Source organism: Mesorhizobium kowhaii, from assembly GCF_042431665.1.
GTDB classification, from domain to species: domain Bacteria; phylum Pseudomonadota; class Alphaproteobacteria; order Rhizobiales; family Rhizobiaceae; genus Mesorhizobium; species Mesorhizobium kowhaii.
In genome coordinates this window covers 40844-66223 of the sequence record NZ_JBHLYT010000176.1, presented here as the reverse complement: position 1 = coordinate 66223, position 25380 = coordinate 40844, and the positions used below count along the sequence as shown (strand labels likewise).

The 25380-nt window shown below is 63.5% G+C and carries 25 protein-coding genes and 1 pseudogene; 8 read left to right on the top strand and 18 right to left on the bottom strand.

Going from position 1 to position 25380, the window contains the following annotated elements:
* Positions 1-46: 46 nt before the first annotated feature.
* From hdaA to ACFFNA_RS37270, 4 genes are all read right to left on the bottom strand, one after another.
* Entirely contained in the window at positions 47-751 is a 705-nt protein-coding gene (hdaA, locus tag ACFFNA_RS37285; RefSeq protein ID WP_378925076.1) for a DnaA regulatory inactivator HdaA, read from the bottom strand.
* Positions 752-797: 46 nt separating this feature from the next.
* Positions 798-1985, bottom strand: a complete 1188-nt coding sequence (locus ACFFNA_RS37280; protein WP_111549307.1) for an AI-2E family transporter — start codon at positions 1983-1985, stop codon at positions 798-800.
* A complete protein-coding gene (locus tag ACFFNA_RS37275) occupies positions 1957-2514 on the bottom strand; it encodes a CDP-alcohol phosphatidyltransferase family protein (protein ID WP_111549306.1) in 558 nt (185 codons plus the stop codon). Before ACFFNA_RS37275 ends, ACFFNA_RS37280 begins: the two co-directional genes overlap by 29 nt.
* A 135-nt stretch (positions 2515-2649) precedes the next feature.
* Complete coding sequence (locus ACFFNA_RS37270) at positions 2650-3639, bottom strand: methyltransferase (RefSeq protein WP_378925074.1); 990 nt, start codon at positions 3637-3639, stop codon at positions 2650-2652.
* A gap of 273 nt (positions 3640-3912) precedes the next feature.
* On the opposite strand from ACFFNA_RS37270, the gene purM reads away from it, so the two are divergent.
* Genes purM through ACFFNA_RS37250 form a run of 4 tightly spaced genes read left to right on the top strand, consistent with a single transcriptional unit; the run spans position 3913 to position 6595 of the window.
* The gene (purM, locus tag ACFFNA_RS37265; protein WP_378925072.1) at positions 3913-5022 is read left to right on the top strand and encodes a phosphoribosylformylglycinamidine cyclo-ligase; all 1110 of its coding nucleotides are present in this window, start codon (positions 3913-3915) and stop codon (positions 5020-5022) included.
* Positions 5019-5732 carry a phosphoribosylglycinamide formyltransferase gene (gene purN / locus ACFFNA_RS37260; protein ID WP_111549303.1) on the top strand — a complete coding sequence of 238 codons (714 nt, stop codon included), beginning with the start codon at positions 5019-5021 and terminating at the stop codon, positions 5730-5732. Before purM ends, purN begins: the two co-directional genes overlap by 4 nt.
* Positions 5733-5744: 12 nt before the next feature.
* Positions 5745-6086, top strand: coding sequence for a hypothetical protein (locus tag ACFFNA_RS37255; RefSeq protein WP_378925070.1), 342 nt, complete (start codon positions 5745-5747; stop codon positions 6084-6086).
* Positions 6086-6595: a SixA phosphatase family protein gene (locus tag ACFFNA_RS37250; protein ID WP_378925068.1), complete on the top strand. Its 510-nt coding sequence runs from the start codon at positions 6086-6088 to the stop codon at positions 6593-6595. Before ACFFNA_RS37255 ends, ACFFNA_RS37250 begins: the two co-directional genes overlap by 1 nt.
* Positions 6596-6646: 51 nt before the next feature.
* On the opposite strand, the gene ACFFNA_RS37245 is transcribed toward ACFFNA_RS37250, so the two are convergent.
* The 3 genes from ACFFNA_RS37245 to ACFFNA_RS37235 form a co-directional block, all read right to left on the bottom strand.
* Positions 6647-6886 carry a DUF680 domain-containing protein gene (locus ACFFNA_RS37245; protein ID WP_378925066.1) on the bottom strand — a complete coding sequence of 80 codons (240 nt, stop codon included), beginning with the start codon at positions 6884-6886 and terminating at the stop codon, positions 6647-6649.
* A 226-nt stretch (positions 6887-7112) separates the two neighbouring features.
* On the bottom strand, positions 7113-7340 hold the full coding sequence (locus tag ACFFNA_RS37240; RefSeq protein WP_111549299.1) for a DUF680 domain-containing protein: 228 nt from the start codon (positions 7338-7340) through the stop codon (positions 7113-7115).
* Between the two features lie 62 nt (positions 7341-7402).
* The gene (locus tag ACFFNA_RS37235; protein WP_111549298.1) at positions 7403-7636 is read right to left on the bottom strand and encodes a DUF680 domain-containing protein; all 234 of its coding nucleotides are present in this window, start codon (positions 7634-7636) and stop codon (positions 7403-7405) included.
* A gap of 531 nt (positions 7637-8167) precedes the next feature.
* Between ACFFNA_RS37235 and ACFFNA_RS37230 the strand changes: the two genes are divergently transcribed.
* Positions 8168-8836: a response regulator gene (locus ACFFNA_RS37230; protein ID WP_378925063.1), complete on the top strand. Its 669-nt coding sequence runs from the start codon at positions 8168-8170 to the stop codon at positions 8834-8836.
* Complete coding sequence (locus ACFFNA_RS37225) at positions 8826-10184, top strand: sensor histidine kinase (RefSeq protein WP_378925061.1); 1359 nt, start codon at positions 8826-8828, stop codon at positions 10182-10184. The genes ACFFNA_RS37230 and ACFFNA_RS37225 overlap by 11 nt, the downstream gene beginning before the upstream one ends.
* Positions 10185-10197: 13 nt before the next feature.
* Here the strand turns inward: ACFFNA_RS37225 and ACFFNA_RS37220 are convergent, their stop codons facing one another.
* The 10 genes and pseudogenes from ACFFNA_RS37220 to ACFFNA_RS37175 all read right to left on the bottom strand — a co-directional run bounded on the left by ACFFNA_RS37220 (position 10198) and on the right by ACFFNA_RS37175 (position 21345).
* On the bottom strand, positions 10198-11076 hold the full coding sequence (locus ACFFNA_RS37220) for an ABC transporter permease (protein ID WP_378925059.1): 879 nt from the start codon (positions 11074-11076) through the stop codon (positions 10198-10200).
* A 12-nt stretch (positions 11077-11088) separates the two neighbouring features.
* Entirely contained in the window at positions 11089-11898 is an 810-nt protein-coding gene (locus ACFFNA_RS37215; RefSeq protein WP_378925057.1) for an ABC transporter ATP-binding protein, read from the bottom strand.
* 106 nt (positions 11899-12004) lie between these two features.
* Positions 12005-12961, bottom strand: coding sequence for an ABC transporter substrate-binding protein (locus ACFFNA_RS37210; RefSeq protein ID WP_378925565.1), 957 nt, complete (start codon positions 12959-12961; stop codon positions 12005-12007).
* 282 nt (positions 12962-13243) lie between these two features.
* A complete protein-coding gene (dapB, locus tag ACFFNA_RS37205; RefSeq protein ID WP_378925055.1) occupies positions 13244-14050 on the bottom strand; it encodes a 4-hydroxy-tetrahydrodipicolinate reductase in 807 nt (268 codons plus the stop codon).
* A gap of 15 nt (positions 14051-14065) precedes the next feature.
* The gene (locus ACFFNA_RS37200) at positions 14066-16159 is read right to left on the bottom strand and encodes an ATP-dependent helicase (RefSeq protein ID WP_378925053.1); all 2094 of its coding nucleotides are present in this window, start codon (positions 16157-16159) and stop codon (positions 14066-14068) included.
* Between the two features lie 75 nt (positions 16160-16234).
* The gene (locus tag ACFFNA_RS37195; protein WP_111549290.1) at positions 16235-16408 is read right to left on the bottom strand and encodes a hypothetical protein; all 174 of its coding nucleotides are present in this window, start codon (positions 16406-16408) and stop codon (positions 16235-16237) included.
* 402 nt (positions 16409-16810) lie between these two features.
* On the bottom strand, positions 16811-17608 hold the full coding sequence (locus ACFFNA_RS37190) for an agmatinase family protein (protein WP_378925051.1): 798 nt from the start codon (positions 17606-17608) through the stop codon (positions 16811-16813).
* Positions 17609-17728: 120 nt separating this feature from the next.
* Positions 17729-18895 carry a M20 aminoacylase family protein gene (locus ACFFNA_RS37185; RefSeq protein ID WP_378925049.1) on the bottom strand — a complete coding sequence of 389 codons (1167 nt, stop codon included), beginning with the start codon at positions 18893-18895 and terminating at the stop codon, positions 17729-17731.
* Positions 18896-18914: 19 nt separating this feature from the next.
* Positions 18915-20140, bottom strand: a pseudogene (locus ACFFNA_RS37180) (Zn-dependent hydrolase).
* Positions 20137-21345: a diaminopropionate ammonia-lyase gene (locus ACFFNA_RS37175; protein WP_378925047.1), complete on the bottom strand. Its 1209-nt coding sequence runs from the start codon at positions 21343-21345 to the stop codon at positions 20137-20139. The pseudogene ACFFNA_RS37180 and the gene ACFFNA_RS37175 overlap by 4 nt, the downstream one beginning before the upstream one ends.
* 104 nt (positions 21346-21449) lie before the next feature.
* Between ACFFNA_RS37175 and ACFFNA_RS37170 the strand changes: the two genes are divergently transcribed.
* Positions 21450-21929: an Lrp/AsnC family transcriptional regulator gene (locus tag ACFFNA_RS37170; RefSeq protein WP_378925045.1), complete on the top strand. Its 480-nt coding sequence runs from the start codon at positions 21450-21452 to the stop codon at positions 21927-21929.
* A gap of 81 nt (positions 21930-22010) precedes the next feature.
* Positions 22011-23147 carry a flavin-containing monooxygenase gene (locus ACFFNA_RS37165; protein WP_378925043.1) on the top strand — a complete coding sequence of 379 codons (1137 nt, stop codon included), beginning with the start codon at positions 22011-22013 and terminating at the stop codon, positions 23145-23147.
* A gap of 33 nt (positions 23148-23180) precedes the next feature.
* Here ACFFNA_RS37165 and ACFFNA_RS37160 read toward each other — a convergent pair whose 3' ends face one another.
* Entirely contained in the window at positions 23181-25289 is a 2109-nt protein-coding gene (locus tag ACFFNA_RS37160) for a molybdopterin-containing oxidoreductase family protein (protein ID WP_378925041.1), read from the bottom strand.
* Between the last annotated feature and the right edge of the window lie 91 nt (positions 25290-25380).

Sequence of the window (25380 nt, the reverse complement as noted above, 5' to 3'; positions counted from 1 at the left end):
TCTAAAGTCGGCCATCTCGGAGCAATAGGCCGAAACAACCTACAGCCTAGATCTCGAACTCGCCCTGCCCCTCGTCCATGGCGCTGACGGTTTCGGCCGCCAGGGTGCGCGTGATCGGCGTCTTACGCTCGAGCGCGGTGCGGTCCAGCCGCTCGACGATGCGCATCGCGGTCGCCAGCGAGCGCTCGATGCGGCGGACCAGATACTGCACGACATGCGGCTCGACCTCGACCTGACGGTCGGCGAACAGCTTGGTGATGACGCCGGCGAGCAGGAGATCGTCGGGCTCATGGATCTCGACTGTCGCCGCCGCCTTCAGCCGCGAGGCGAGATCGGGCAGCACAACACCCCAGGCCGATGGAAAGCGGCGTGCGGTCAGGAGCAGCGTCGAGCCTGCACCACGCACCGCATTGATCAGATGGAACAGGCCTTGCTCGTCGACCGCCCCGGTATCGACATCGTCGATCAGTGCCGGCCGGGTGCCGAGATTGGCGATGCTGTCACCGATACGCCTGGCGTCGACCGCCACCGCGTTGGCGCGCGCGCGCCAAATGGAGGCCAGATGTGTCTTGCCCGAACCGGCGGGACCGGCCAGCACCACCACCGGCGAAGGCCAGTCCGGCCAGCGGTCGACCAAAGCCACCGCTTGGGCATTGGTGCCGGAGACGACGAGCTCGTCGCGCGAATAGCCGGTGCCATGGCCGAGATCGAGCGGCAATTGACGCGGCGGATCGGCTTTCTGGTCGCTCATGCGGCTCAGCCGTACGGCCCGGCAAGACACCTGGTCACCGGCCGGATCATGGCTTGATGGCCTTGCGCCGATCGGTCGGGAGTTCCGGCGCAGTGCTGCCGTGACCCTTGTAGAGCGGCGATTCGAGATAGCGAGCTATGGCAAACCGCACCAGCACGGCAACTGCCGCCGAGGCCGGCACGGCAATCAGCAGTCCGACGAAGCCGAACAGCGCGCCGAAGGCAAACAGCGAGAACATCAGCCATACCGGGTGCAGGCCGACGCTCTTGCCGACCAGCCGTGGCTGCAGGATGTTGCCTTCGATGAACTGGCCGATGAAGAACACCACCGCGACGGCGACGATCATCGTCCAATCCGGCCAGAACTGGACGAAGGCGACGCCGACGGCCAGCACCAGTCCGGTGAGCGAGCCGACATAGGGGATGAAGGAGATCAGCCCGGCGAACAGACCGATGAGGATGCCGAAATTCAGCCCGGTCAGCGTCAGCCCGGTCGCATATATCGCGCCCAGCACCAGGCACAGCGTGCCCTGGCCGCGCACGAAGCCGGCCGTTGCGGTGTTGATGTCCTTGGCGATGGCGCGCACCGTCGCGACATTGTCGCGCGGCACCCAGCTGTCGATGACCGCCACCATGCGGTCCCAATCGAGCAGCATGTAGAAGGCAACCACTGGCGTCACCACGAACAGGCTGACCACCGAGACCAGCGCCACGCCCGAACTCCAAATCGAAGTGAAGACCGTGGTGATCAGGCCGAACCCGGAGGTCAGCAGCGAATTCAGCCCGTCGCGCAAGCCATTGGCGTTGACGCCGAATTTCTGTTCCAGCCATTTCGGATCAAACGACGTGATCAGGCTTTGCAGCCGGGTCAGGTATTCCGGCAATTTGCCGGCGAAATCAGCCATCTGCGTCGCCAGCACCGGAATGAGGATGACGAAGGCCAGCACCAGTACGATGAGGAAGGTGATGAGGATGACCACCGTCGCCATGACGCGTGACAGGCCGAGCCGCTCCAGCCGGTCGGCGACCGGATCGAGGAAATAGGCAAGCACCATGCCGGCAACGAAGGGTAACAGGATGGCACTGAAGACATAGAGGAAAAGCGCGAGCACGGCCGCGCCGGCCAGCCAGAAGAAAATCTGCCGGCGGAAAGCGGAGGACGCGGCAAGATCGGCAGCCGCAGCCTCGATCACCGCCGCTTCTCTCTCAGATGTCCGGATTGGAGCCTTCGCCATAGCCGCTCATATGCCTCAGCCAAGCCACGAGATAGGCCGCGGCCGAAGCCACGGTCAAGACCCCGGACAGCAATATGAGGGCTGGCCGCAGCGGGTCGAGGTGAACAGCAAGGGCAAGTTCGCCCAGCACAACCGCCGCTAGCACGATCTGGATGGCGGTGTTGGCCTTCGACACGAAAAGCGGCTTCATCTCGACTGGATGGGCCATGACGGACGACAACACAACCGCGCAAACGATCAGCGCGTCGCGCGACACCATGGTGACGACCAGCCACAGCGGCAATTGCCCGATGAAGCCCATGACGACGAAGACCGAAACCAGCAGCAGCTTGTCGGCCATCGGGTCGAGATAGGCGCCGAGCTCGGACTGCTGGTTGAAACGGCGAGCGATGAAGCCGTCGACGCCATCGGAAATGCCGGCAATGAGGAACCCGGCAAAGGCCCAGTCCCAGCGCGCCTGCAGCATCGCCAGCACCACCGCTGGCACCAGAACAAGGCGCAGGATGGTGATCAGATTGGGGATGGTCAAATGCGTGCCTGTCGGGTTTGCTGGCTGATAGATGATGGAGACGGAGGGTGGGTGCAAGGGAGAAGCGCCACACATAGCAAAGGTAGCTGGACAGCGAGGCACCGCGACCTAGGCTCACATTGAGATATTCTCTGGTTAGACTGCAGACGCCTCAAGGATGGAAATGGGTCCTCGGGTCTGAATCACTCGATCAAGGCGTAGCCCAGCGGCGTCGAACAAGCTTGCATATTGGACCTGCGTCCTCTCCAGGCCGCCAGTGACGGCGAGCATGACCACGTCGATACCCTTGATCTGGTTCGGTTCGTCACCTGGCGGCACGAGGGTCTCGGCCACAAGCACCTTTCCGTTCGGCAACATTGCCTTGCGGCAATTTCGCAGGATCTCCGCGGCACGCCCATCGTCCCAATCGTGAACGACCTTCTTGATGACGTAGACGTCACCGGTGGGAACGCTTTCAAAGAAATCACCTGCGATAAATTCGGTGCGCGGCAGGTCGCCTCCGGTACCCTGGCGTGCTGCCGCGACGCCCGAAGGCAGATCGAAAAGCACGCCGCTCAAATGGGGGTTGCGGGCCAGGATCGCCGAGAGAAGCTGACCATGTCCGCCGCCAACGTCGACGATCCTTGTGAACGGCCTGAAGTCACAAGCTTCGGCAACGGCCTCGTTACTGCCTTGGCTCAAGGCGACCATGGCACGCTGAAACAAGGCAGCCTGCTCCGGGTGTTCCGACAGCCAGTCAAACCTTGGGCACCCGAACACCTTATCGAAGGCTGGCTTTCCGGTGCGGACAGAATGCAGGAGCTGCTCGAAGGCAAGATAGGCCTCACTGTTGATCATGCGGACGAAGTCACGGGGACCCGGCTGATCGGAGCGCAGCACGGCGCCGACCTCCGTCAATTCGAAATGACGGGGCAGTACTTCCCTAAAGACGCCTTCCGGCGCGAGAAGTCGCATTACACGATAAAGCGCGTCAGCATCCGACTTAGTGGCAGCCGCTAGTTCATCCACCGACTGCTCGCTGACAGCCAGGAGATCGGGGATGCCGAGTTCGATAATTACGCGCAACGCCTGTGACACGGCGAATCCAAAGCCTAGCCTCATGATCTGTTGCGACGGATTGAGCATGGCCTGTCCCCCGGACGCCTGATGCGAAGCAACAGAGCACCAACAACAGCCAGACACAAGGATGCAAAGGGGTGAAGGCGCAGACGGAGGTACGGGGTTTTGCCCCCGATAAAAGCAAGGACAGGGGGGATTTCACACAAGGGGCGCTACCGCCGCCGAAAAACCCGCTCTCCACGCTTTTTATCAGGGGGCAAAACTCCGGCATCCCGTCCGTCATCCTTGCGGACCGAAACCGTTCATGCGAAGAGCCCGCAAACGAGCAGGAAAATTGCGATGAGCAAGCGCGACACAAGCCAGCCCAAAACGGGCCAGCCCAAAACGGGCATGCGCAAGAACGGGCTCACCTATGCCGAAGCCGGCGTCGATATCGATGCCGGCAATCTCATGGTCGAGAAGATCAAGCCGCTGGTGCGCGCCACACGCAGGCCGGGTGCCGATGGCGAGATCGGCGGCTTTGGTGGCCTGTTCGACCTCAAGGCGGCCGGCTTCACCGATCCGGTGCTGGTGGCTGCCAATGACGGCGTCGGCACCAAGCTGAAGATCGCCATCGATGCCGGCAAGCACGACACGATCGGCATCGATCTGGTCGCCATGTGCGTCAACGACATCGTCGTGCAAGGTGCGGAACCGCTGTTCTTCCTCGACTATTTCGCCACCGGCAAGCTCGATCCCGACCAGGGTGCCGCGATCGTCGGCGGCATTGCCAAGGGCTGTCAGCAGGCCGGCTGCGCGCTGATCGGCGGCGAGACGGCGGAAATGCCCGGCATGTATCACGGCAACGACTACGACCTCGCCGGCTTTGCGGTAGGCGCGGCCGAACGCGGGCAACTGCTGCCCACCGACGACATTGTCGAGGGCGACGTGCTGCTTGGGCTCGCCTCCTCGGGCCTGCACTCGAACGGATTTTCGCTGGTGCGCCGCATCGTCGCCGTCAGCGGCCTCGCCTGGAGCGATCCGGCGCCGTTCAACGACGAGGTGACGTTGGCCGAGGCGTTGCTCGAGCCGACCCGCATCTATGTCAAGTCGATCCTCAAGGCCATACGCGGCACGCATGGCATCAAGGCGCTGGCCCACATCACCGGCGGCGGCTTTCCTGAAAACATTCCGCGCGTGCTGCCCAAGGATTTTTCGGCCGAGCTCGACCTCGAGGCGATCGACGTCCCAGCGGTGTTCTCGTGGCTGGCGAAGACCGGTGGTGTGGCGCCGGAAGAGATGATGCGCACCTTCAATTGCGGCATCGGCATGATTTTGGTGGTCGCTTCCGGCCAGGCGGCGCAGGTCGCCGCCGTGCTGCAGGAAGCCGGCGAGACGGTGACGCCGATCGGCCGCATCGTGCCGCGCCGCAACGCCGGCGTCATCTACCGGGGCTCGATCGGCCTATGAGCGCGCAGAGGAAACGCACCGTTGTCCTGATTTCGGGACGCGGCTCCAACATGACCGCACTGATCGCGGCGGCCAGCGACCCGGCCTTCCCGGCCGAGATCGTCGGCGTCATTTCCGACAAGGCCGACGCTGCCGGCCTCGGTGTGGCCAAGGCGCGCGGCATCGCCACACAGGTCATCTCCCGCGCCGACCATGGCAGCAAGCAGGCGCATGACGCGGCGATCGACGCAGCGCTTACGGCATTCCAAGCCGAGATCGTGGCGCTCGCCGGCTATATGCGCATCCTCACGCCCGGCTTCGTCCAGAAATGGCAGGGCCGCATGATTAACATCCACCCTGCCCTGCTGCCGGCGTTCAAAGGGCTCGACACCCATGCACGCGCGCTGGCCGCCGGCATGCGCATCCATGGCTGCACGGTGCATTTCGTCACGTCCGAGATGGACGATGGCCCGATCATCGCGCAGGCGGCCGTGCCGGTGATGGTCGGCGACAATGCGGATGCGCTGGCTGCCCGTGTGCTGAAGGCCGAGCACCGGCTCTATCCGCTGGCGCTGGGGCTGGTCGCCGAAGGCAAGGCGCGCATGGAGGCCGGCCGCACCGTGCTTGCCCACTTTGCCGACGATGCCGACAACGGCACCTCGGTGGTGATGGCACCCGACCCGCTGCGCGAGGAAGCCGACCTCGAGCATTTGGCGCGCATCACGCCTTGAGAGATTGGGTCAATGGACCTCTTCGATAGCGCGGTCCGGACCAAAGGCGACCTTGCCGGGGTCTTCGAATATGACCAGGCTGGAGACCAGCAAAACGCCACAGCATATTTTTACCTCTGCGAAATGCAGAGCAAAACGGTCGGGCCAATCATCGGCACAATACACATTCGATCTGGAGCCTGGCCAATCACCGAAGCGGACATCACTGTTAAATGGGACAAGGGTGAACGGCGTGTCGGCCTATTCATCTACGGCCAGTTGGCAGCGGCTTTCGATATCGAAGCCGGCACAAAGCACGGCGGTGGATATGGCAGAGATTTTCATGCCGATATTCCCTGGTCGGGATCAAATTGATGAAACAGCTTGCCTTGCTTCGCCACGCCAAATCGAGTTGGGACGACCCTGACCTCGATGATTTCGACCGGCCGCTCGCCGGGCGCGGGTTGAAGGCCGCCAAGTTGATGGGGCGCGAGCTTGCGACGCGCGACTGGCTGCCGGATCTGGTCCTGGTGTCGCCGGCGCTGCGAACCCGCGATACCTGGCGACTGGTGGCGGCGGAGCTGCCTGCGCATCCCCGGGTCGCGTTCGCAGAGGCGCTCTATGATGCTTCGGCAACGGATATTCTGAATCTGATCCATCAGGCCGACGCTTCGAGCGGCAGCTTGCTGGTGGTCGGCCACAATCCGGGTCTGGAAGATCTGGCCAAACAGCTTGCCGGATCAGGCTCGGAGGCCAAGGCGCGCAAGAGGATCGCGGAAAAATTCCCGACCGCAGCCCTTGCACGCTTCGTCTTCGAGGGCGACTGGTCCGGCCTGTCCTCGGCCCGGCTGACGCATTGTCTGGGGCCGAGGGATCTAGGTTAGGGGTGCAGGACAGGTGTGACGGGCAACCTGCCGTGCACCCTGCTCGAGACATCAGTTGCCCCAGATGCCCTGACCGGATTCGGGCAAGTCGGTGGTGGCTTTCGTCTTGGGCTCGGCAACCTTGTACCCAGCCATATCGGTGTTGCTGACCGCGCCAATGATGGCATGATCGACGCTGGCAACCGGGGCAACCGTCTGGTCGGCATTGTTGGAGCCATAGTGGTCGCTGCCGGCGAAAGCGCTGCCCGTGGCAACGAGGATGGCGGCGGCGGCGAGAGTAATCCTGTTCATTTTCAAGTCTCCTGGTTCTTCCGTTAGGCGGCGTCTTGGGAGGACGGTTCCGCTAAGGACAAGACCCCAGTCAGTTAGGCTTTATTCCTGGACACTGAATTTTTTTGCCGACTGCGAAGATCGGCTCGCCCAGTGTACGCGGCAGCTGGTGGCTATCCTTGTGCACAAAAAACAAGAGCGGCGGGCCAAGCCCACCGCTCTTTGTAATCAAGGCCTGCGTCGTAGATTAGCGGCCCCAGATGCCCTGGCCAGACGGAGCCGGCACGTTGGCATTGGCGTCAGCCTGCGCCTTTTCGGACTTGAAGATCGAGCCAGTGTGCGTGGTGTCGATGTTGGAGACCGAATGGCCGGCAACCGGCTGGTTGACATTGCTGGAGCCATAGTTGTCGCTGCCGGCAAAGGCGGTGCCCGTGGCAACGAGGATGGCGGCGGCGGTGAGTGCGATCTTGGTCATTTCAAATACTCCTGATTGAGGATTGATGGTTCTGGTTTGGGATGGTTCGGACAGACGCCGGCTTACCGGCCCCAGATGCCCTGGCCGGATTCCGGCTGGTCCGAATCGGGCGTCAGCTTGAAGCCGTGGTACTCGACCGGCTTGCGGATCGAAGCCGTGAAGCTGTGGTCGATTTTACCAGCGGGCACGGCCACGGCCGGCTGGTTGACATTGTCGGAACCATAGTGGTCGCTGCCGGCAAAAGCAGTGCCCGTAGCAACGAGGATGGCGGCGGCGGTAAGAGCGATCTTGGTCATTTTCTTTACTCCAGAGTTCTTCGTTCAGTCCGTCTAGTGGCGTGCCCTTGGGAGGAATTTCGCGTCGCTCGGACCACACCGAAATGGGTTTTTCGTTCGCCGACTTCCAATCACGAAGATGTTCCATCGCGCTCCGAATCCAGACCTTGAAACGGGGCCAGCAGCTGAAGCGGTCAAAATTTTCTTTATCAATATCAGACGGTTATCAGATGCACTCGGCAAACTGTACGGTCGTTCGCTGAACCCGCGTTCACCATCTCATCACGGTCCGTCAAGATAAATTGAACCGACTGGTTCGATTGATAGTCGGCGCTTGCGTCCGCTAGAATGACAACCCGGCTCTGTTTTTGCGGATTCCAACCTGTCGCAGATGGAGGCGGCGGTTGACGGTGTCCGTCGGTCCGAGCATTTGCCTTGCCGATCGATCGATATTATCGCTTGTGCACGATCATCAATCGGGCGTGACCTCGCTGTGCCGGTCGAACAACAGATGGAATTCCGGGTGACCTGCTTCCCAGGACAGCGATAGAAATGCGGCTGCTGCTCGTCGAAGACAATCGCGAACTGGCCGACTGGCTGGGCAAGACCCTGCGTCAGGCGAACTATGTCGTCGACGTCGTCCATGACGGCGAGGATGTCGAGCACGCGCTGGCCGCCGGCGGCCACGCGCTTGTCATCCTCGACCTGGCATTGCCTCGCATGGGCGGCCTGGAAGTGCTGCGCATGCTGCGGGCGCGCGGCAACCGGGTGCCGGTGATCGTGCTGACCGCCAATGCCAGTCTCGACGGCCGGGTCAAAGGCCTCAATGAAGGCGCCGACGACTATCTGGCGAAGCCCTTCCAGATCGAGGAACTGGAGGCGCGCATCCGTGTGCAGCTGCGCCGTGCCAATGACCGCACCGCGCCTGTCGTTGCTTGCGGCGATCTCGTCTTCGACACCAACACGCGGCTGTTTTCGCTGGCCGGCGAAACGCTGGCCCTGACACCGCGCGAGCATGCGGTGCTTGAACAACTGATGGTCAAGGCCGGACGCACGGTGAGCAAGGCGGCACTGTCGGCGGCGATCTACGATTTCGAGACCGATGCCGACCCCAGCGCCATCGAGATCTATGTGCATCGTGTGCGCAAGAAGCTCGAAGGGTCGCGGGTCCGTATCGTCACACTGCGCGGCCTCGGCTATCTCCTGCGCCATGAGGATTAACAGTCTTCGCTTGCAGCTTCTGGCCTGGGTGGTGCTGCCGCTCGTCGGGCTCGCCACCATCAATCTGTGGACCAGCCACGGCAACGCGCTGGCAACCGCGGATCTTGTCACCGATCGCATGCTGATGGGCTCGGCGCGCGCTATCGCGGAACGTGTCGCCGTGACCGACGGCGTGCTCGACGCCACGATACCGCCGGCCGCAATCGAGATGTTCGACACCGGTGATCGCGACAGCGTCTACTACCATGTCAAGACTGCCGGAGGGCGGCTGCTGACCGGCTATCCGGACCTGCCGGAGGCACCGAAGTCCTCCAACACAGAGGCGTCCTATCGCGACCATCGGCTGCGGTTGCTTACCTTCAGCCACACAGTGGTCGGCGCTGGAGACGACTCGCCGATCACCGTTACCGTTGGCGTCACGCTTGCCGGACACGATGCCTTGGTGCGGCGTCTCTGGTTTGGCGCCTTTGCGCAGCAGTTGGCGTTGGTGGCGATTGCCGGCTTGTTCGTCCTGCTGGGCCTGCACCGCGGCCTTGCGCCCTTGATCCGGCTGCGCGACGCGGTGCGCTCGCCAAGCCGCAGCGACCTCGACCCGGTCGAAGTGCCAGGCGCGCAAAGCGAGATCCGACCGCTGATCGATGCGCTGAACGCCTATATGGAGCGGGTGCGGGCGCAGATGGCGGCGCAGCGCCGCTTCATCGCCAATGCCGCACATCAGTTGCGCACACCGTTGGCGTTGCTGTCGACACAGGCGAGCTACGCGCTTCGCGAAAGTGCCGCCGACGCTCGTCAGGAAGCCCTGGTGGCGCTGCAGGCAAGCTCCGGCAAGCTGGCGCGGCTGGCCGAACAGCTCTTGACCTTGTCACGGGCAGAACCAGGCAGCCGGCGGCCGCGCGCCGACCGTATCGACCTGACCGAAGCCGCCCGCCACGTGCTGGAAACGCAGGCGCCGACGGCGATCGGTCGCAACATCGATCTCGGCCTCGAGGAGGCCGGCCCCGTGCCGGTCATTGGCGACGGCACCATGCTGCGCGAGATGATCGTCAACCTTGTCGACAACGCATTGCGCTACTCGGCGGCCGGCGGCAGCGTCACGGTGAAGCTGACGGCCGTTGACGACGAAGCCGTGCTGACGGTCGCCGACGACGGGCCCGGCATCCCGGCGGACGAGCGAGACCACGTGTTCGAGCGCTTCTACCGCATTGCCGGTTCGACCGAGGAAGGCAGCGGGCTTGGCCTCGCCATCGTGCGCGAGGTCGTCGAAAATGCCGGCGGCCGCGTCACCCTCGGGGATGGCGCGACCGGCGGTCTGGTGGTTGAAGTGCGGCTGCCGCTGGCGAGCAGCTAGCGTATGTCGCCGCTCACTGCGTCTCATGCAGGGGCTGGGGACGCCATTTCGCCAGGCGATCCTCGACCATGGTCATCAGATATTCGGCACCGAGTGCCACCACCATGACGATGACGATCGCAGCGTACATGCCGGCGGCGTCAAAGGATCCCTTGGCGATGTTGATCAGCAGGCCGATGCCGTAACGTGAGCCGACGAACTCGCCAACGATCGCGCCGATGATGGCAAAGCCGAAGCTGACATGCAGGCTGGCGAAGATCCAGCTCATCGCCGAAGGGACAATCACCGAACGGGTCAACTGCCAGTTGGACGCGCCGAGGATACGGGCGTTGGCGATCATTGCCCTGTCGGCTTCCCGCACGCCCTGAAAGGCATTGTGGAAGACAACGAAGAAAACCATCACGAAGGCAAGCGCCACTTTCGAAGCGAGGCCGAGGCCGAGGATCATGATGAAGATCGGCGCCAGAACCACGCGTGGGATGGAATTGATCACCTTGATGTAGATGGAGAAGATATCGGCGGCCATCCGGTTGCGGCCGAGCGCGACGCCGATGATGATACCGGCAACCGAGCCGGTCACAAAGCCGATGACCGATTCCTCCATGGTGACATAGAGGTGGTACCACAGAGGCCCCTCGGACGTTCCTTCTGTCGTCCATTCGTACAGCCGCTGCGCGATTGCGCTCGGCATTGCGTAGAAGAACGGATCGATCCAGGCTTGACGCGCGGCGATTTCCCACAGGCCGAGAAAGGCGACCAGAATGGCGACCCGCCAGAATATCACGGTGCGGCGGCGGTGCCGTGTCGCCTTCGCGGCGGCCGCCTCGATTTCCGCGTCCGAAGTGCCCGGCCTGAAAGCTCCTGCGCTGATGTCGATGGCAGCATCGGTCATGGCGTTCCTCCCTCAGGCTGCGGCGCGCGCATAGCTGGTTTCGACCTCTTCCTTGAGGTCCGCCCAGATCGTGCGCGAGTAATTGATGAAGCTCTGGTCGTAGCGGATATCGGCGACCACGCGCGGGCGCGGCAGATCGATGGTGTAGACCGACTTTACGGTGGCCGGCCCGGCGGTCAGGACATAGACCTTGTCGGCGAGCGCAATCGCCTCCTCAAGGTCATGCGTGACGAAGACCACCGAAGCCTTTGCCTCAGACCACAGGCGCAGCAGTTCCTCGTGCATCAAGACGCGTGTCTGCACATCAAGCGCTGAAAACGGCTCGTCCATAAGAAGGATCTCCGGGCCGTTTATGAAGGTCTGGGCCAACGCCACGCGCTTGCGCATGCCGCCGGAAAGCTGATGCGGATAATGCTGCTCGAAACGCGACAAGCCGACGCGGGCAAGCCAGTCGCGTGCCGCGGCGGTGGCGTCCGACTTCGCCTTGCCGCGAAAGAGCGGGCCGGCCATCACGTTCTCGATCACGGTTCGCCAGGGAAACAGGGCGTCACTTTGGAAAACAAAGCCGATGCGCGGGTCTATTCCCGTGACGGGGGCGCCCATGACACGAACCTCGCCGGCGCTTGGGCTTGCCAGCCCCGTGACAAGGTTGAGGGTAGTGGATTTTCCGCAACCGGTCGGACCGACAACGGCGACGAATTCGCCGCGCTCGACGGTCATGGTGAAATCGCGCAGTGCCGTCAGCGATTTGCCGGTGGGTGAGAGGAACCGCCTGCTGACATTGATCAGTTCAATCGCTGGTGTGGTCTTGTCATGGGCCATGGTGAAACTCCGGGTTCGAGCGGACGCACGCCGTCGGGCAGAGCCGCCCGGACGTTGAGAACTGACGATTGCCGGCGCGATGCCTTCATCGCGCCGGCACGGTCGGCTACTTGGCGTTCTTGACGAATTCCGAGGTGTAGGTCTTGGAGAGGTCGATCTGCTTGCCCTGCAGTTCCTTCTTGAAGGCTGAAAGCACCGTCAGCACCGTCTCCGGGCCGCCCTCAGGCATAATCCCGTCGGGGGTGAACATTGCCTTGCCTGCATCGAGGGCCTTCACGTAGCCCTCCTTGTCGCCGACATAATAGTCCTTCGGCATCTTGTCGGCGATTTCGGCGCCCGTATGGGTGTTGATGAATTTCTGCGTCTTGACGAAGGCATTGGCCAGCTTCTGCACGATGTCCTTATGCGCTTCGACCCAATCGGTCTGCATATAGAGGGAGGCGGCCGGGTAGGTGCCGCCGAGAGCAGCCTTGGTGCCTTCCATCGTGCGCATGTCGATGAGAACGGACGCTTCGCCGGTCTTCAGCAGTCGCGTGATCGTCGGCTCGGTCGTCATGCCTGCCTGGATCTTGTCCTGCTGCATGGCGGCGATGAAGGTGGTGCCGGCGCCGACCGGAACCGAGGTGAAGTCACCGAGCTTCAAACCGTTCTTGACGGCGAGATATTCCGTAAGAAAATTCGTCGATGAGCCTAGACCGGTCACGCCCAGGCTCATTCCCTTGAAGTCGGCAGGCGATTTGATCTCCGGGTGTTTCGTCGAAACAAGCTCGACCTCGCCCGGCGCCTGGCTGAACTGGACGATGGATTCGACGAATTTGCCCTTTGCCTGCAGGTCGATGCAGTGATCGTAGAAGCCGACAACCCCTTGCACGGCACCGGCGAGCATCTCGTTTTCGGCATCGACGCCGGCCGGTTCATTCAGCAACTCGACGTCGAGACCCTCGTCCTTGAAGTAACCAAGCGCTTCGGTCAGCTTGGCGGGCAGATAGATCTGTTTCTCATAGCCGCCGACCATGATGGAAACTTTTTCGTCGGCGCGCGCAGACGGCGCGGACAAGGCCATGGTGGCGACGAGTGCGGTTGTGGCGGCTGAATCAAGCAGTATTCGCGCGAGCGACATGGCCTCTTCCCTTTGTTCGTTTCCCGCGCCCCTCTCTCTCCCATCGCTTTCCGCGACAAATATGGAGCGCGCCCTACACTTATGGCACCAACCTTTCATCCACCTTTCAAGGCCGTCCCGAAAGTCACCGCAAACCTTACGGATCGGTAAGCCGATGCTGGCCGATCATGATCTGGATAGAGCAAGTTGCCGAAAACGAGGATCAGCAACAGTTCGTTTGGCTAATCACGCGATCGCGTCGCGGTCCGTTCGCCTCGCTCGGTCACCCAGTCCCAGCACGTCGCGCATGTCATATTCACCGGGCGGGCGCCCGGCCACCCAGAGGGCCGCGGCGATGGCGCCACGGGCGAACATGATGCGGTCGCCGGCCGAATGCGACAAGGTCACGGCCTCACCCTCGGCGCAGAAGCTGACGCTGTGCTCGCCGACAATGCTGCCACCACGCATCACCGCAAAGCCTATCTCGCCGGCCGGCCGTGCGCCGGTGACGCCATCGCGAACGCGCCTTGCGACACCCAGCTCGATGCCGCGTCCGCTGGCCGCGGCTTGTCCCAGCATCAATGCAGTGCCAGACGGCGCATCGATCTTGTGGCGATGATGCGCCTCGACGATCTCGACATCCCAGTCTCCGGGATCTAGCGCTCGCGCCGCCTGCTCGACCAATCCGACCAGCATGTTCAGCCCTAGCGAAAAGCTGCCGGAGCGGACGATGGCGATGGTTTTCGCGGCATCGGCGATGGTCGCCAACTCGTCGGCATCGAAGCCTGTCGATCCAATGACCAGGGCTGGCCCGCCACGGTCGGCGCAAGACCTTGCCAGATCAGCCGAGGCGGCCGGCGTGGTGAAGTCGATCACCACATCGGCCATGGCAAGCGCCTCGTCGCGGCTCACCAGACCTTCGCCGGAAATGCCCGGCCGATGGAAGCGGGCGGCGAGCGCCAGTCGCGCATCGGCCTGCACGGCGTCCGCCATCTGGCGGCCCATGCGGCCCAGCGCACCCGCGATGGCGATCCTGACCGGTGGTTGGGGCATGGCGCTATCCCGCGGCTATTTCCACATGCCGCGCATGCGCGCGCCAATGTCGAGGCGCACCTCCGGCCGGGGTGCCCTGCCCGGTGCCGCTTTCGCGCTCGGCCACGAGACCTGCTGGAAGGCAGCAAGGATCGAAGCCGGGATGAAGCGGGTGCGCGAGGCATAGAGGTGACGGTCGCCGCGCGCCGCCTGGCCGTGCGGAAAGAAGCGCTGCGGCATGACCAGGTTGAGATTGTCCTTGGCCCTAGTCATCGCCACGTAGAGCAGCCGGCGCTCCTCCTCGATGTCCTCCTTGGTGCCGACACCCAGATCGGCCGGAATGCAGCCGTCGACCGTGTTGAGCACGAAGACATTCTTCCATTCCTGGCCCTTGGCCGAATGGATGGTCGACAGGATCAGATAATCCTCGTCACGGTGCGGCGGTCCCGCCTGGTCGCTGGTGGCGTCCGGCGGGTCGAGCGTCAGCTCGGTGAGGAAGCGTTCGCGCGACGCATAGCCCGAGCCGATCTGCTCGAGCTGCAAAAGGTCGGCCCGGCGCGTGATCGCGTCCTCGTGGATGCGCTCCAGGTGCGGCTCGTACCAGAGCCTGACCTGTTCGAGGTCGGCCGGCCATTTGGCGGCCGCCCGCAGACCGGAATAGAGCGCGACGAAGCCCGGCCAGTCATCGGCCGCGCGTTGCGGCGGGCGCCAGCCGGCAAGGCCCATGGCCTCATCCAGCGCAGTGGTCATCGTCTCGACGATCTGTGCGGCGGCCGAGGGGCCAATGCCCGGCATGAGCTGCAGCACGCGGAAACCGGCGACGCGGTCGCGCGGATTTTCGGCAAAGCGCAGCACCGCCAGCACATCCTTGACGTGGGCGGCATCGAGGAACTTCAGGCCACCAAACTTGACGAAAGGAATGTTGCGCCGGGTCAGCTCGATCTCCAGCGGACCGCTGTGGTGCGAGGCGCGAAACAGCACCGCCTGGGATTTCAGCGCCGTGCCGGCCTCGCGTTCGGCCAGAATGGTATCGCAGACGAAATTGGCCTGCTCGACCTCATCGCGCACGCTCACCAGTCTTGGCTTGTCGGTTGATTTGCGCTCCGACCACAGGTTTTTGGTGAAGCGCTCCGAGGCCTCGCCGATCACCGCATTGGCGGCGGCCAGAATGGTCTCGGTCGAGCGGTAATTGCGCTCCAGCATCACCACGTCGGCGGCCTGCGCGAACTGTTTTGGGAAGTCGAGGATATTGCGCACCTCGGCGGCACGGAACGAATAGATCGACTGCGCATCGTCACCAACCACGGTCAGCCCGGCGCCGTCGGGTTTCAACGCCATGAGGATCGAGGCCTGCAGCCGATTGGTGTCCTGGTATTCGTCGACCAGGACATGGTCGAAACGCCCACCGAGATGGGCCGCTATTTCGGGCTCGGCCGCCATCTGCGCCCAGTAAAGCAGCAGGTCGTCGTAATCGAGGACGTTCTGCGCCTGCTTGGCCTCGACGTAACCGGCGAACAACTGCTTCAGCTGCTCCGCCCAGCCGGCGCACCAGGGAAAGGCAGACCCCAGCACTTCGCCCAGCGGCGCCTGCGCGTTGACGGCACGCGAATAGATGGCAAGGCAGGTGCCCTTGGTGGGAAAGCGCGCCTCTGTCTTCGAGAACCCCAGCTCATGCCGGACCAGATTCATCAGGTCGGCGGAATCCTCGCGGTCGTGGATGGTGAAGGCCGGGTCAAGGCCGATCTCCAACGCATAGTCGCGCAGCAGCCGGGCACCGATGCCGTGAAAGGTGCCGGCCCAGGTCAGCGCATCGGTGATCACCGCGGCGTCGCGGCCGAGCACTTCGCCGGCGATGCGCTCGACGCGCCTGGCCATTTCGGACGCGGCGCGGCGCGAAAAAGTCATCAGCAGGATGCGGCGCGGATCGGCCCCCTTGACGATCAGATGGGCGACGCGGTGCGCCAGCGTGTTGGTCTTGCCCGAACCGGCGCCAGCAATAACCAGCAGCGGCCCGGCGATCTTGCCGTCGCCATGCTCGACGGCGACACGCTGGGCGTCGTTCAGCCGGGCGAGATAGGCAGGCTGGACGGTCGCTTCCATAAAGGTCGAATCAGAGGTGGCGAGGTTCATCGCCCATCAAGCATCGTTTCTGCTTTGTTCGCAACGTCGATGCGAGGGATGTATTGGCGCGTGTGAAGGATCACCCTAGCGCTGCGGGTCGATCCCCATCGCCACTGACTGCCGGCGCAAGGCTTCACGATCATATCGCGACGGCGGCACCAGCAGCGGGTCGACAGTGTCGGGCACGTCTTCGACCATCTTCCTGGTGATACGATAGGTGACATAGGCCAAAGCGCTGGCGACAAGCAGACGGAACATGGTTGCAATACTCCATTGGAGCAGGACCAACCGAGGAAACGGCATTTGGTTCCCCCTGTCGACCGGCTTGACCGCGCGGTAAAGATCGAGGGCAGGCGACAGCTTCCGCTGATGCGCCCATTTCTCCGGTATTTCGGTGACGCGTTCATCGAGACGCTGGAGTGGAACTTCGCATTGCGAAGTTCGTGCCCGCCTCGCGCCGCCTCTGGCGCTCAGATCGTCAGCAAAGAGAACTTTTGGAGAAGAAGGCCGGCGCCGCTTGGGAGGAGGAATGAAGCGCCGGCCAAGCGGATAAAAGGTCCGCCGCACACCAGAGGTTAGCTGAGTCTTTCCCCTGCGTCATCGGGCGATTGTCTTCGTTAAAAGCGTACCGATCCACACGAACTGCTGGTCGCCGGCCCGTCACGCGCGTGTCTTGACCATCATCCCGGCAATCTCCTTGAGGAGTTTTGCCGCCACGATGGCGGTCAGATTGGCGATGTCGCGAGGCGGGTTTAATTCAACGATATCAGCGGCCACGATCGGCTGGTTGACCGACTGAATCAGGCTGATGACCTGACGGGTGGTCAGACCACCGGGTTCGCGGTGCGAGACACCTGGCGCAAAGGCCGGGTCGAGCCCGTCGAGGTCCATCGAGATATAGACCGGCGTCTTGAGATCGAGCTGCAGACCATCGCCAAATCGCGCCGCCTCGATCACCTCGACACCGAAGCGCTTGAATTGGTCGCGATGATGGTCGTTGACGGTCCGCAAGCCGACCTGGATGAGGCGGTCGGCAAGCCGCTCTTCCATGATGCGGGCAAAGGGCGAAGTGTGGGAGCGCGGATTGCCCTGATAGGCATCATACATATCGGGGTGCGCGTCGATGTGCAGAATGGTCAGGCTGGGGTGTCGGCGGCGCACCGCACGCAGTATCGGCCAGGAAATGGCGTGGTCGCCGCCGAGGCAGATCAGCGGATCGCCCGGCTCCAGCACTCGCCCAACCTCGCTTTCGATCAGGTCCCATGGATCGGTTGCAACGTCGAAGCCGATGTCGCCATGATCGACAAGCCTGTCGGTCAGATCGAAACCGGTTTCGCTCCACATGCTGTAGGCATCGGAGAACAATTCGGGACGGATATGGGCAGGCGCTTGCGCCGGCCCCTTGAAGCAGGACGAGTTGTCGTCGTGGGGAATTCCCAGAAGCGAAATCCTGGTCATCGGCGCCCGATCTCCGTCGACGGGAGTTCAATAGAAACTGGGGGAGTCCAATAACCTCGGGAGCTGGCTGTCGATAGCGATGGTGTTTGGGCCAGCGGCGGCTTGGCAATCAAACCGCGATCATCTCCCGGCTTCGAGTCTTTGCCTGACCACTGCGACATGGAAATTCGTGCCGAACAGCAGCCCGTCATCGTTGAAGTCGTAGCTCGAATTGTGCAGCGACGCCGACGTCTCGCCATTGCCGAGGAAGACGAAACAGCCCGGCACATGGTCGAGGAAGCGGGCGAAATCCTCCGAGGCGGTCATCGGCTCACGGGCGACGGCGATGTTGCCGGGCTCGAAGACGTTTCTGGCGGCGGCAAAGGCCTGGTCCACCAGTTCGGCGTCATTGTGCAGCGGCACGAATTCGCGTGTGTAATTGACCTCGGCGCTGACATTGTAGGCGGCAGCGGTGCCAGAGGCGATGATGCGCATCTGCCGCTCGATCTCGGCGCTGACCTCGGGACGGAAGCTGCGGGCATCGCCAAGAATGCGGGCAAGACCGGGCAGTGCGTTGCGGGTGCCGTCGGTGATCAGCTCGGTCACCGACACCACAGATATGTCGGCCGGGCTTAACCGGCGCGAGACGATGGTCTGCAGACAGGTGACCAGCGCGCAGGCGGCGACCAGAGTTTCGTTCCCCGAATGCGGCCGCGCGGCGTGGCCGCCTAGCCCTTTCAGCACGATCTCGAAATTGTCCTCGGCCGACATGATCGGGCCGGCGCGGGTCTCGAAATGCCCGACAGGCAGGCCGGGCATGTTGTGCAGGCCAAAGATCTCGTCGAAAGGGAAGCGCTGCATCAGGCCATCGTCGAGCATAGCCAGCGCGCCCTTGCCCCATTCCTCGGCCGGCTGAAAGACGAAACGCACGGTGCCATCGAAACCGCCTTCTTCGGCCTGCAGCTTTGCCGCGCCGAGCAGCATGGCGGTGTGGCCGTCATGGCCGCAGGCATGCATGATGCCGGGATTGCCGGATCGGTAGGGCGCGGTGGATTGCTCGGTGATACGCAACGCATCCATGTCGGCCCTGAGTGCAATCGCACGGTTGCCGGTGCCACGCTTCAGCGTGCCGACGACGCCGGTGCCGCCGACGCCCTCGGTGACATCGTCGAGGCCGAATTCGCGCAGCTTGGCGGCGACGAAGGCCGCGGTGCGCTTTTCCTCGAAGCCGAACTCCGGATGTGCGTGCAAGTCGCGCCGCCAGGAAATCATCTCCCGCTTCAGCGCGTCACGATCAAATTCGGACATTCCTTCTGCCCCTCCTGACCTACTTTGCAAGGTCTGTGACTACATCAAGCAGGATGTTGGCACCGGCAACAAGCCCGGCATCCTCAGTGTGCTCGCGCGGGCTGTGGCTGATGCCGCCGGCGCTCGGCACGAAGATCATCGCAGCCGGCGCGATACGTGCCATCATCTGTGCATCGTGGCCGGCGCCCGACGTCATGCGTTTGACGCCGAGACCGCGGTTTTTCGCGGCGGCCTCGATCAGTTCGACGATGCGGATGTCGAAGATCACCGGCTCGAAGCGGGCCAGCCGCTCGACCGAGATCGTCACGCCTGCGGCGGCGGCAAGCTGCTCGAGATAGGCAGCAAGCGCGGCCTCCTCCGCCTGCAGGCGCTGCTCATCGGGATCGCGCAGATCGACCGTGAAGACGGCTTGGGAGGGAATGACGTTGATGGCGTTCGGCTCGAAACGCATCGTGCCGACGGTGGCCACCATAGGCGTGTTCGAACCCTTGGCCCGGTCGTGCAGGTAAGTAATGACCCGCGCGGCGGCATGGCCGGCGTCGCTGCGCATCGACATCGGCGTGGTGCCTGCATGGTTGGCGACGCCGTCGATGGTGATGCGTTGCCAGGAGATGCCTTGCAGATTCTCCACCGCGCCGATCGGCACGCCTTCGCGCTCAAGCACCGGCCCCTGCTCGATATGCAGTTCGAGATAGGCGTGCGGCTTGAGGAAGCCGGGTTCTGTGTCACCGGCATAGCCGATGCGAGCAAGCTCCTGCCCGAGCACGCTGCCGTCGGTGCCGACAGCCGCCAGCACCGTCTCGACGCCGATGCCGCCGGCATGCACCAGTGAGCCCATCATGTCGGGGGTATAGCGCACGCCCTCCTCGTTGGTGAAGGCGGCGACCACGACCGGGCGCGACGGCGAAAAGCCTGATGCCTTGAGGGTCTCGATCACCTCCAGCCCGGCAAGCACGCCGTAGCAGCCGTCATAGATGCCGGCATCGATGACCGTGTCGATATGCGAGCCGACGACCAGTGGCGCTTGCCCGGCATTGTCCGGGCTTTGCCAGATGCCGAAAATGTTGCCGACCCGGTCGATTGCGATATCGAGCCCAGCCTGCCTCAGCCAGCCAACGAGGAGGTCGCGGCCCAGCCGGTCGGCATCGGAGGCGGCAAGGCGCACCAGCCTGCCTCACTGTCCCGACCAACAGCGCCGAGTTCGCGGATACGGCCAAGCAGGCGCTGTGCGTCGACCGCGATCACAACGCCGCTCCTGCAAGCATCTTGCCGGCCAGCACATCGGCCGGGCTCGTGCCAACCAGTTCGGCATAGCGATATGGGTCGGTGGCGCCTTCGGTGTTGATCACCAGCACCCGGGATTTTCTATCGAGTCCGAGGTCGACCTGGTTGTCGGCCACCGCCCGGATCAGCCCTGCAAGGCCGACGCCGCCGCTTTCGCCGGCGACGATCACCGGATCGCCGGCACCCGGCCGCGCCAGCCGCCGCATCACCGCGATGGCCTCGTCATCATCCACCGTCATGAAGGCATCGGCGGCGCGCGCCAATACCCGCCAGGCGACCGGAGAGGCTTCGTAGCATTCAAGCATCGCCATCACGGTCGGCTGGCCATGCGCAACCTTGACCGGGCGCCCGGCCTGGGCGGCTGCAAAAACGCAAGCGGCACGCGCGGGCTCGACCACGATGAAGGACGGCCTGGCGTCGCCGAGCACGATGGCGAGATGGCCGGCCACCGCGGCGGCAATGCCGCCGACACCGGCCTGCACAAAGACATGGGTTGGCGGTTCGCCGAGCTGGCGCAGCGCTTCGCGCACGATAGCCGTATAGCCCTGCATGACGAGGCCGGGAATGCGCTCATAGCCCGGCCACGAGGTGTCGGACACCACGGTCCAGCCCTTCTCATCCGAAACTTGAGCGGCTTGCCTGACCGAGTCGTCATAATTGCCGTCGACGCGGATCATCTCGGCGCCATAGCGAGCGATGGCGGCGATACGCTCCTCGCTGACGCCGGCGTGGACGAAGATCGCCGCACGCGCACCAACGAGTTGCGCACCTTGCGCGACCGAGCGGCCATGATTGCCGTCGGTGGCGCAGGCAACCGTCATCGTCGCGGCAACTGCCCGAACATCCGGTTGATTGAGATCGGCCACATCGACAGGCCGACCAAGCGACCGGCTTGCCTCTTCCAGCACCAGACGGAAGACAGCATAGGCGCCGCCCAGCGCCTTGAAGCTGCCGAGGCCGAGGCGAAAGCCCTCATCCTTGACATGCAACGCACCGATGCCGAGCTCGGCAGCGAGCGCCGGCAGCGCATGCAACGGCGTCTGCCGGTGATTGTCGCGGCGGGCAAGGAAACGCTCGACCGTGTCGGCCCCGGCAACCCCGAGCGTTTCGGAATCGGCCGGGTCGAGCGGCTGGCGGTGCAAGGCATTGCGATTGGGCAGGAACACTGGCGGCCTCCTTGGCGTTCAGCGAGAACATATTGCAGGACCGGCGCAAAGAGCGCTGTAATACGACCCTCGAAATGCAAGATTGTTTCGTCAGGATCTCTCCATTGCCGGCATCGCCACCCTCACTCGACAGTTTCGATCTCGCCATCCTTGCCATCCTGCAGCGGGACAACACGACGCCGCAGCGGCTGATCGGCGAAGCGGTCAACCTGTCGGCGCCGGCGGTGCAGCGCCGCATCAAGCGCATGGAACAGACCGGTGTCATTGCCGGCAACGTCGCCGTGGTCGAGCCGGCGGCGGTCGGCCAGCCCATCACCATCTTCGTCGAGGTGGAGCTCGAGAGCGAGCGCACCGAGCTGATCGACGCGGCCAAGCGGCAATTCTCGGCCGCGCCGGAAGTGCAGCAATGCTACTACGTCACCGGCGAGGCCGATTTCATCCTGGTCATCACCGTGGCCGACATGGGCGCCTATGAGGCGCTGACGCGAAAACTGTTCTTCGACAGCAACAATGTGCGGAAGTTCCGCACTTTCGTCGCCATGGACCGCGTCAAGATCGGGCTGACGGTGGCCTTACCCGGATGAGGTTTGCTGGCAGGCAAGCCCTCGCCTGCCCGCCATGTTTCTGACATTCTCGGCGCCACGAATTCGGCGGCGGAGGCGCGCTTGGACGACCCAGTTGCAATCATCGGTGCCGGGCCGGCAGGCCTGGCCATTGCTGCATGCCTGCGGCAGACAGGGGTCGACTTCGTCATCTTCGAAAAAGAGGAGCAGACCGCGCCCGCCTGGCGACGCCACTATGAGCGCGTCCACCTGCACACGACCAAACGTTATTCCTCGCTGCCCTTCGTACCCTTTCCCAGGAATTATCCACGCTACGTGCCGCGCGATCTCTTCGCCGACTACCTCGACGCTTATGCGCAGCGCTTCGACTTGCGTCCCCGATTTGGTGAGACAGTGCGGGCGATCACCCGGCAAGGCAGAGGCTGGCATGTCGAAGCGACATCCGGCACCCTGCATGCCTCTCACGTAGTGATCGGGTCGGGCAATAATGCCGAGCCGCTGATGCCCGGATTTGCCGGCACCGATGCCTTCAGGGGTCAAAGGCTGCACAGCGCCGACTATCGCAACGCCACGCCTTTTGCCGGCCAGTCGGTGCTGATCGTCGGCATGGGCAACACCGGCGCCGAGATTGCGCTCGACCTGGTGGAAGGCGGCGCGCGACCGACGATTTCGGTGCGCGGCGGCGTTCATATCGTGCCGCGCGAGCTGCTTGGCGTGCCCATCCAGATGATCGGCATGGCGTCGCGCCTGATGCCCCAACGCATCAATGATGCCTTGTTCCCCGTCATCCTCGATCTGGCGCTGGGCAGGCTGGAGAAATATGGGCTCAGGCGGCCGAAGCAAGGGATGTTGCAGCAGATCGCCGTGGCGGCGCGCATCCCGATGATCGATGTCGGCACGGTCCGCAAGATCCGCGAAGGCGCGATCAAGATCGCACCCGACATTGCCAAGATCACCGAACGAGGCGCCCATTTTGCCGACGGCAAGCATGGCGAGTTCGATGCGATCATCTTCGCGACAGGCTTCCGGCCGGGCTACGCCAGGTTGCTGGGGCCCGGCATCCAGCCGGGTCGCAGCGGCGTCAATGCGAGGGCTTCGGAGCTCGGCCTATATCTCATCGGCTTCCACAATCCGGTCACCGGATTGCTGCGCGAAATCTCGATCGAGGCCGAGCAGATCGCCGACGACATCCGGCTGCGACAAGACCGAAAGAAGGTGGCCGAAATCCTGCCGGTATGAATTGGCGCGAGAGGAGCGGAGCTCTCTTCAGCCTCAGCTTGCCGCGCGCAGCCACACCTTGTTGTCGTGGAAGGCAGCGCCACCATAGGGAGCCGGCGCATCGGCGCCGGTCAGCACGTTGATGCCTTCGCCGCGCTCATGCGCGCTGTTTGGCCAGATGCCTTCGGCGATGACGACGCCGCGCTTGATGCCATCGAACAGTTTTGTGTGCAGCACCACTTCGCCGCGCTGGTTGCCGACCTCGACACGGTCGCCGTTGGCGAGCCCATGGGCCGCCGCATCGTCGGGATGCAGAAGCAGTTCCGGCCGCACTTCCTTGGCCTTCGACACAGGTGTTTCCGAAAATGTCGAGTTGAGGAAATTGCGCGCCGGCGATGTCGCCAGCCGGAACGGATGTGCCTCATCGGCGACCTCGATCAGGTCGACATGGTCGGGGAATTCCGGCAGCCGCTCCACCGGTCCGAACAAGCCCATGCTCCTCGGCGGCCGGTTGGGGGCCGCCTGCCCGGTCCAGTCGGCGCGGAAGCGGAATTTCCCGTCCGCATGGCCAAATCCCTTGATGAAATGCGCGGTGTCGAAATCCGGCTGCAGGTCGACCCACTTGTCTTCCTTCAAGCTGTCGAAGCTGCCCAGCCCGCGCTTGCCGAGGATGATGTCGATATGCTGCTGCTCGGTCAGGCCGAAGCCCGGTCGGTCGGCGACGCCGAGGCGCTGCGCCAGTTCCTCGATGACGAAATGGTTGGTGCGTGGTCCTTCCGGCGGGTCGATCAGCTTGGGGCCGAGCGTGATGTGCTGGTTGCCGCCGCCCTTGTAGATGTCGTCGTGTTCGAGGAACATCGTCGCCGGCAACACGACATCGGCGAGCTTTGCCGTGTCGGTCATGAACTGCTCGTGCACGCAGGTGAACAGGTCGTCGCGCAGAAAACCCTGCTTCACCAGCCGCTGTTCGGGCGCGACATTGGCCGGATTGGTGTTCTGGATCAGCATCGCCGTCACCGGTGGGCCACCATAGAGCGCGTCCTTCGCCCCGGTCAGCACAGGGCCGATGCGCGAATGGTCGAGATAGCGAATCAAGGGATCGCGCATCTTGGTGCCTTCCAGCACATCCTGGTTGAGCTTGAAGATGCCGGAATTGGAATGGAAGGCGCCGCCGCCCTCATATTGCCAGCAGCCGGTGACGGCGGCGATGGAGGCGGCCGCGTGCATGTTGACCGAGCCGTTGCGCTGGCGCGCAAAACCATAGCCGAGGCGGAAATAGGTCTTCTTTGTCGTGCCGACGAGCCGGGCAAACGCCTCGATCTCGGCGACCGTCAAACCGGTAATGGCCGCTGCCCATTCCGGTGTGCGAGTCCTCAGATGCTCTTCCAGCCCTTTCGGATCGTCCGTGTACTTTTCGAGATAGGCGCGGTCGGCCATGCCTTCCCTGAACAGGACATGCATGACCGCGCAGGCCAGCGCGCCGTCGGTGCCGGGCTTCAGCACCAGGCCGAGATCGGCCTGCTTCATCGTCGCGTTCTCATAGACGTCGATGACGACGATCCTGGCGCCACGCGTCTTGCGTGCCTTGATGGCGTGGGTCATGACGTTGACCTGGGTGACCACTGCATTGGTGCCCCAGATCACCACGCAATCGGATTTCGCCATCTCGCGCGGATCGGGCCCGCGTAGGGCGCCGGCCCCCATCATCCAGCCAGTCCAGGCCAGATTGGTGCAGATCGAGCCGAAGAAGCCGGAGTACTTCTTGGCGTGGCGCAGCCGGTCGATACCGTCGCGCTGCACCAGCCCCATCGTGCCGGCATAGTAATAGGGCCAGACCGTCTCCGAGCCGTATTTCTCCTCGGCCGCGATGAATTTTTCGGCGACGAGGTCGAGCGCGGCCTCCCAGCTTGCTTCCTTCCAGGCGCCGTCGCCCTTGGCGCCGGCCCGCACCAGCGGCTTCAGCAAACGGTCGGGATGATGGACACGGTCGGCATAGCGCGCGACCTTGGCGCAGATGACGCCTGCCGTATAGCTGTTGGCTTTGGCGCCATGGACGCGGCCGATGCGGTTGCCATCGAGCAGCTCGACCTCGAGCGCGCAGGTCGACGGGCAATCGTGCGGACAGGCCGAATGGCCGATTCTGAGCTTGGCGTGCTGGTTCATGGCACTTGTCTAACGGCTTTCGGGCGCGGCGTGTAGGGCCAGTTACACGCCGTCGGTTCGCTTGAAGAGCGCATTGTAGGCGCCGCATTTT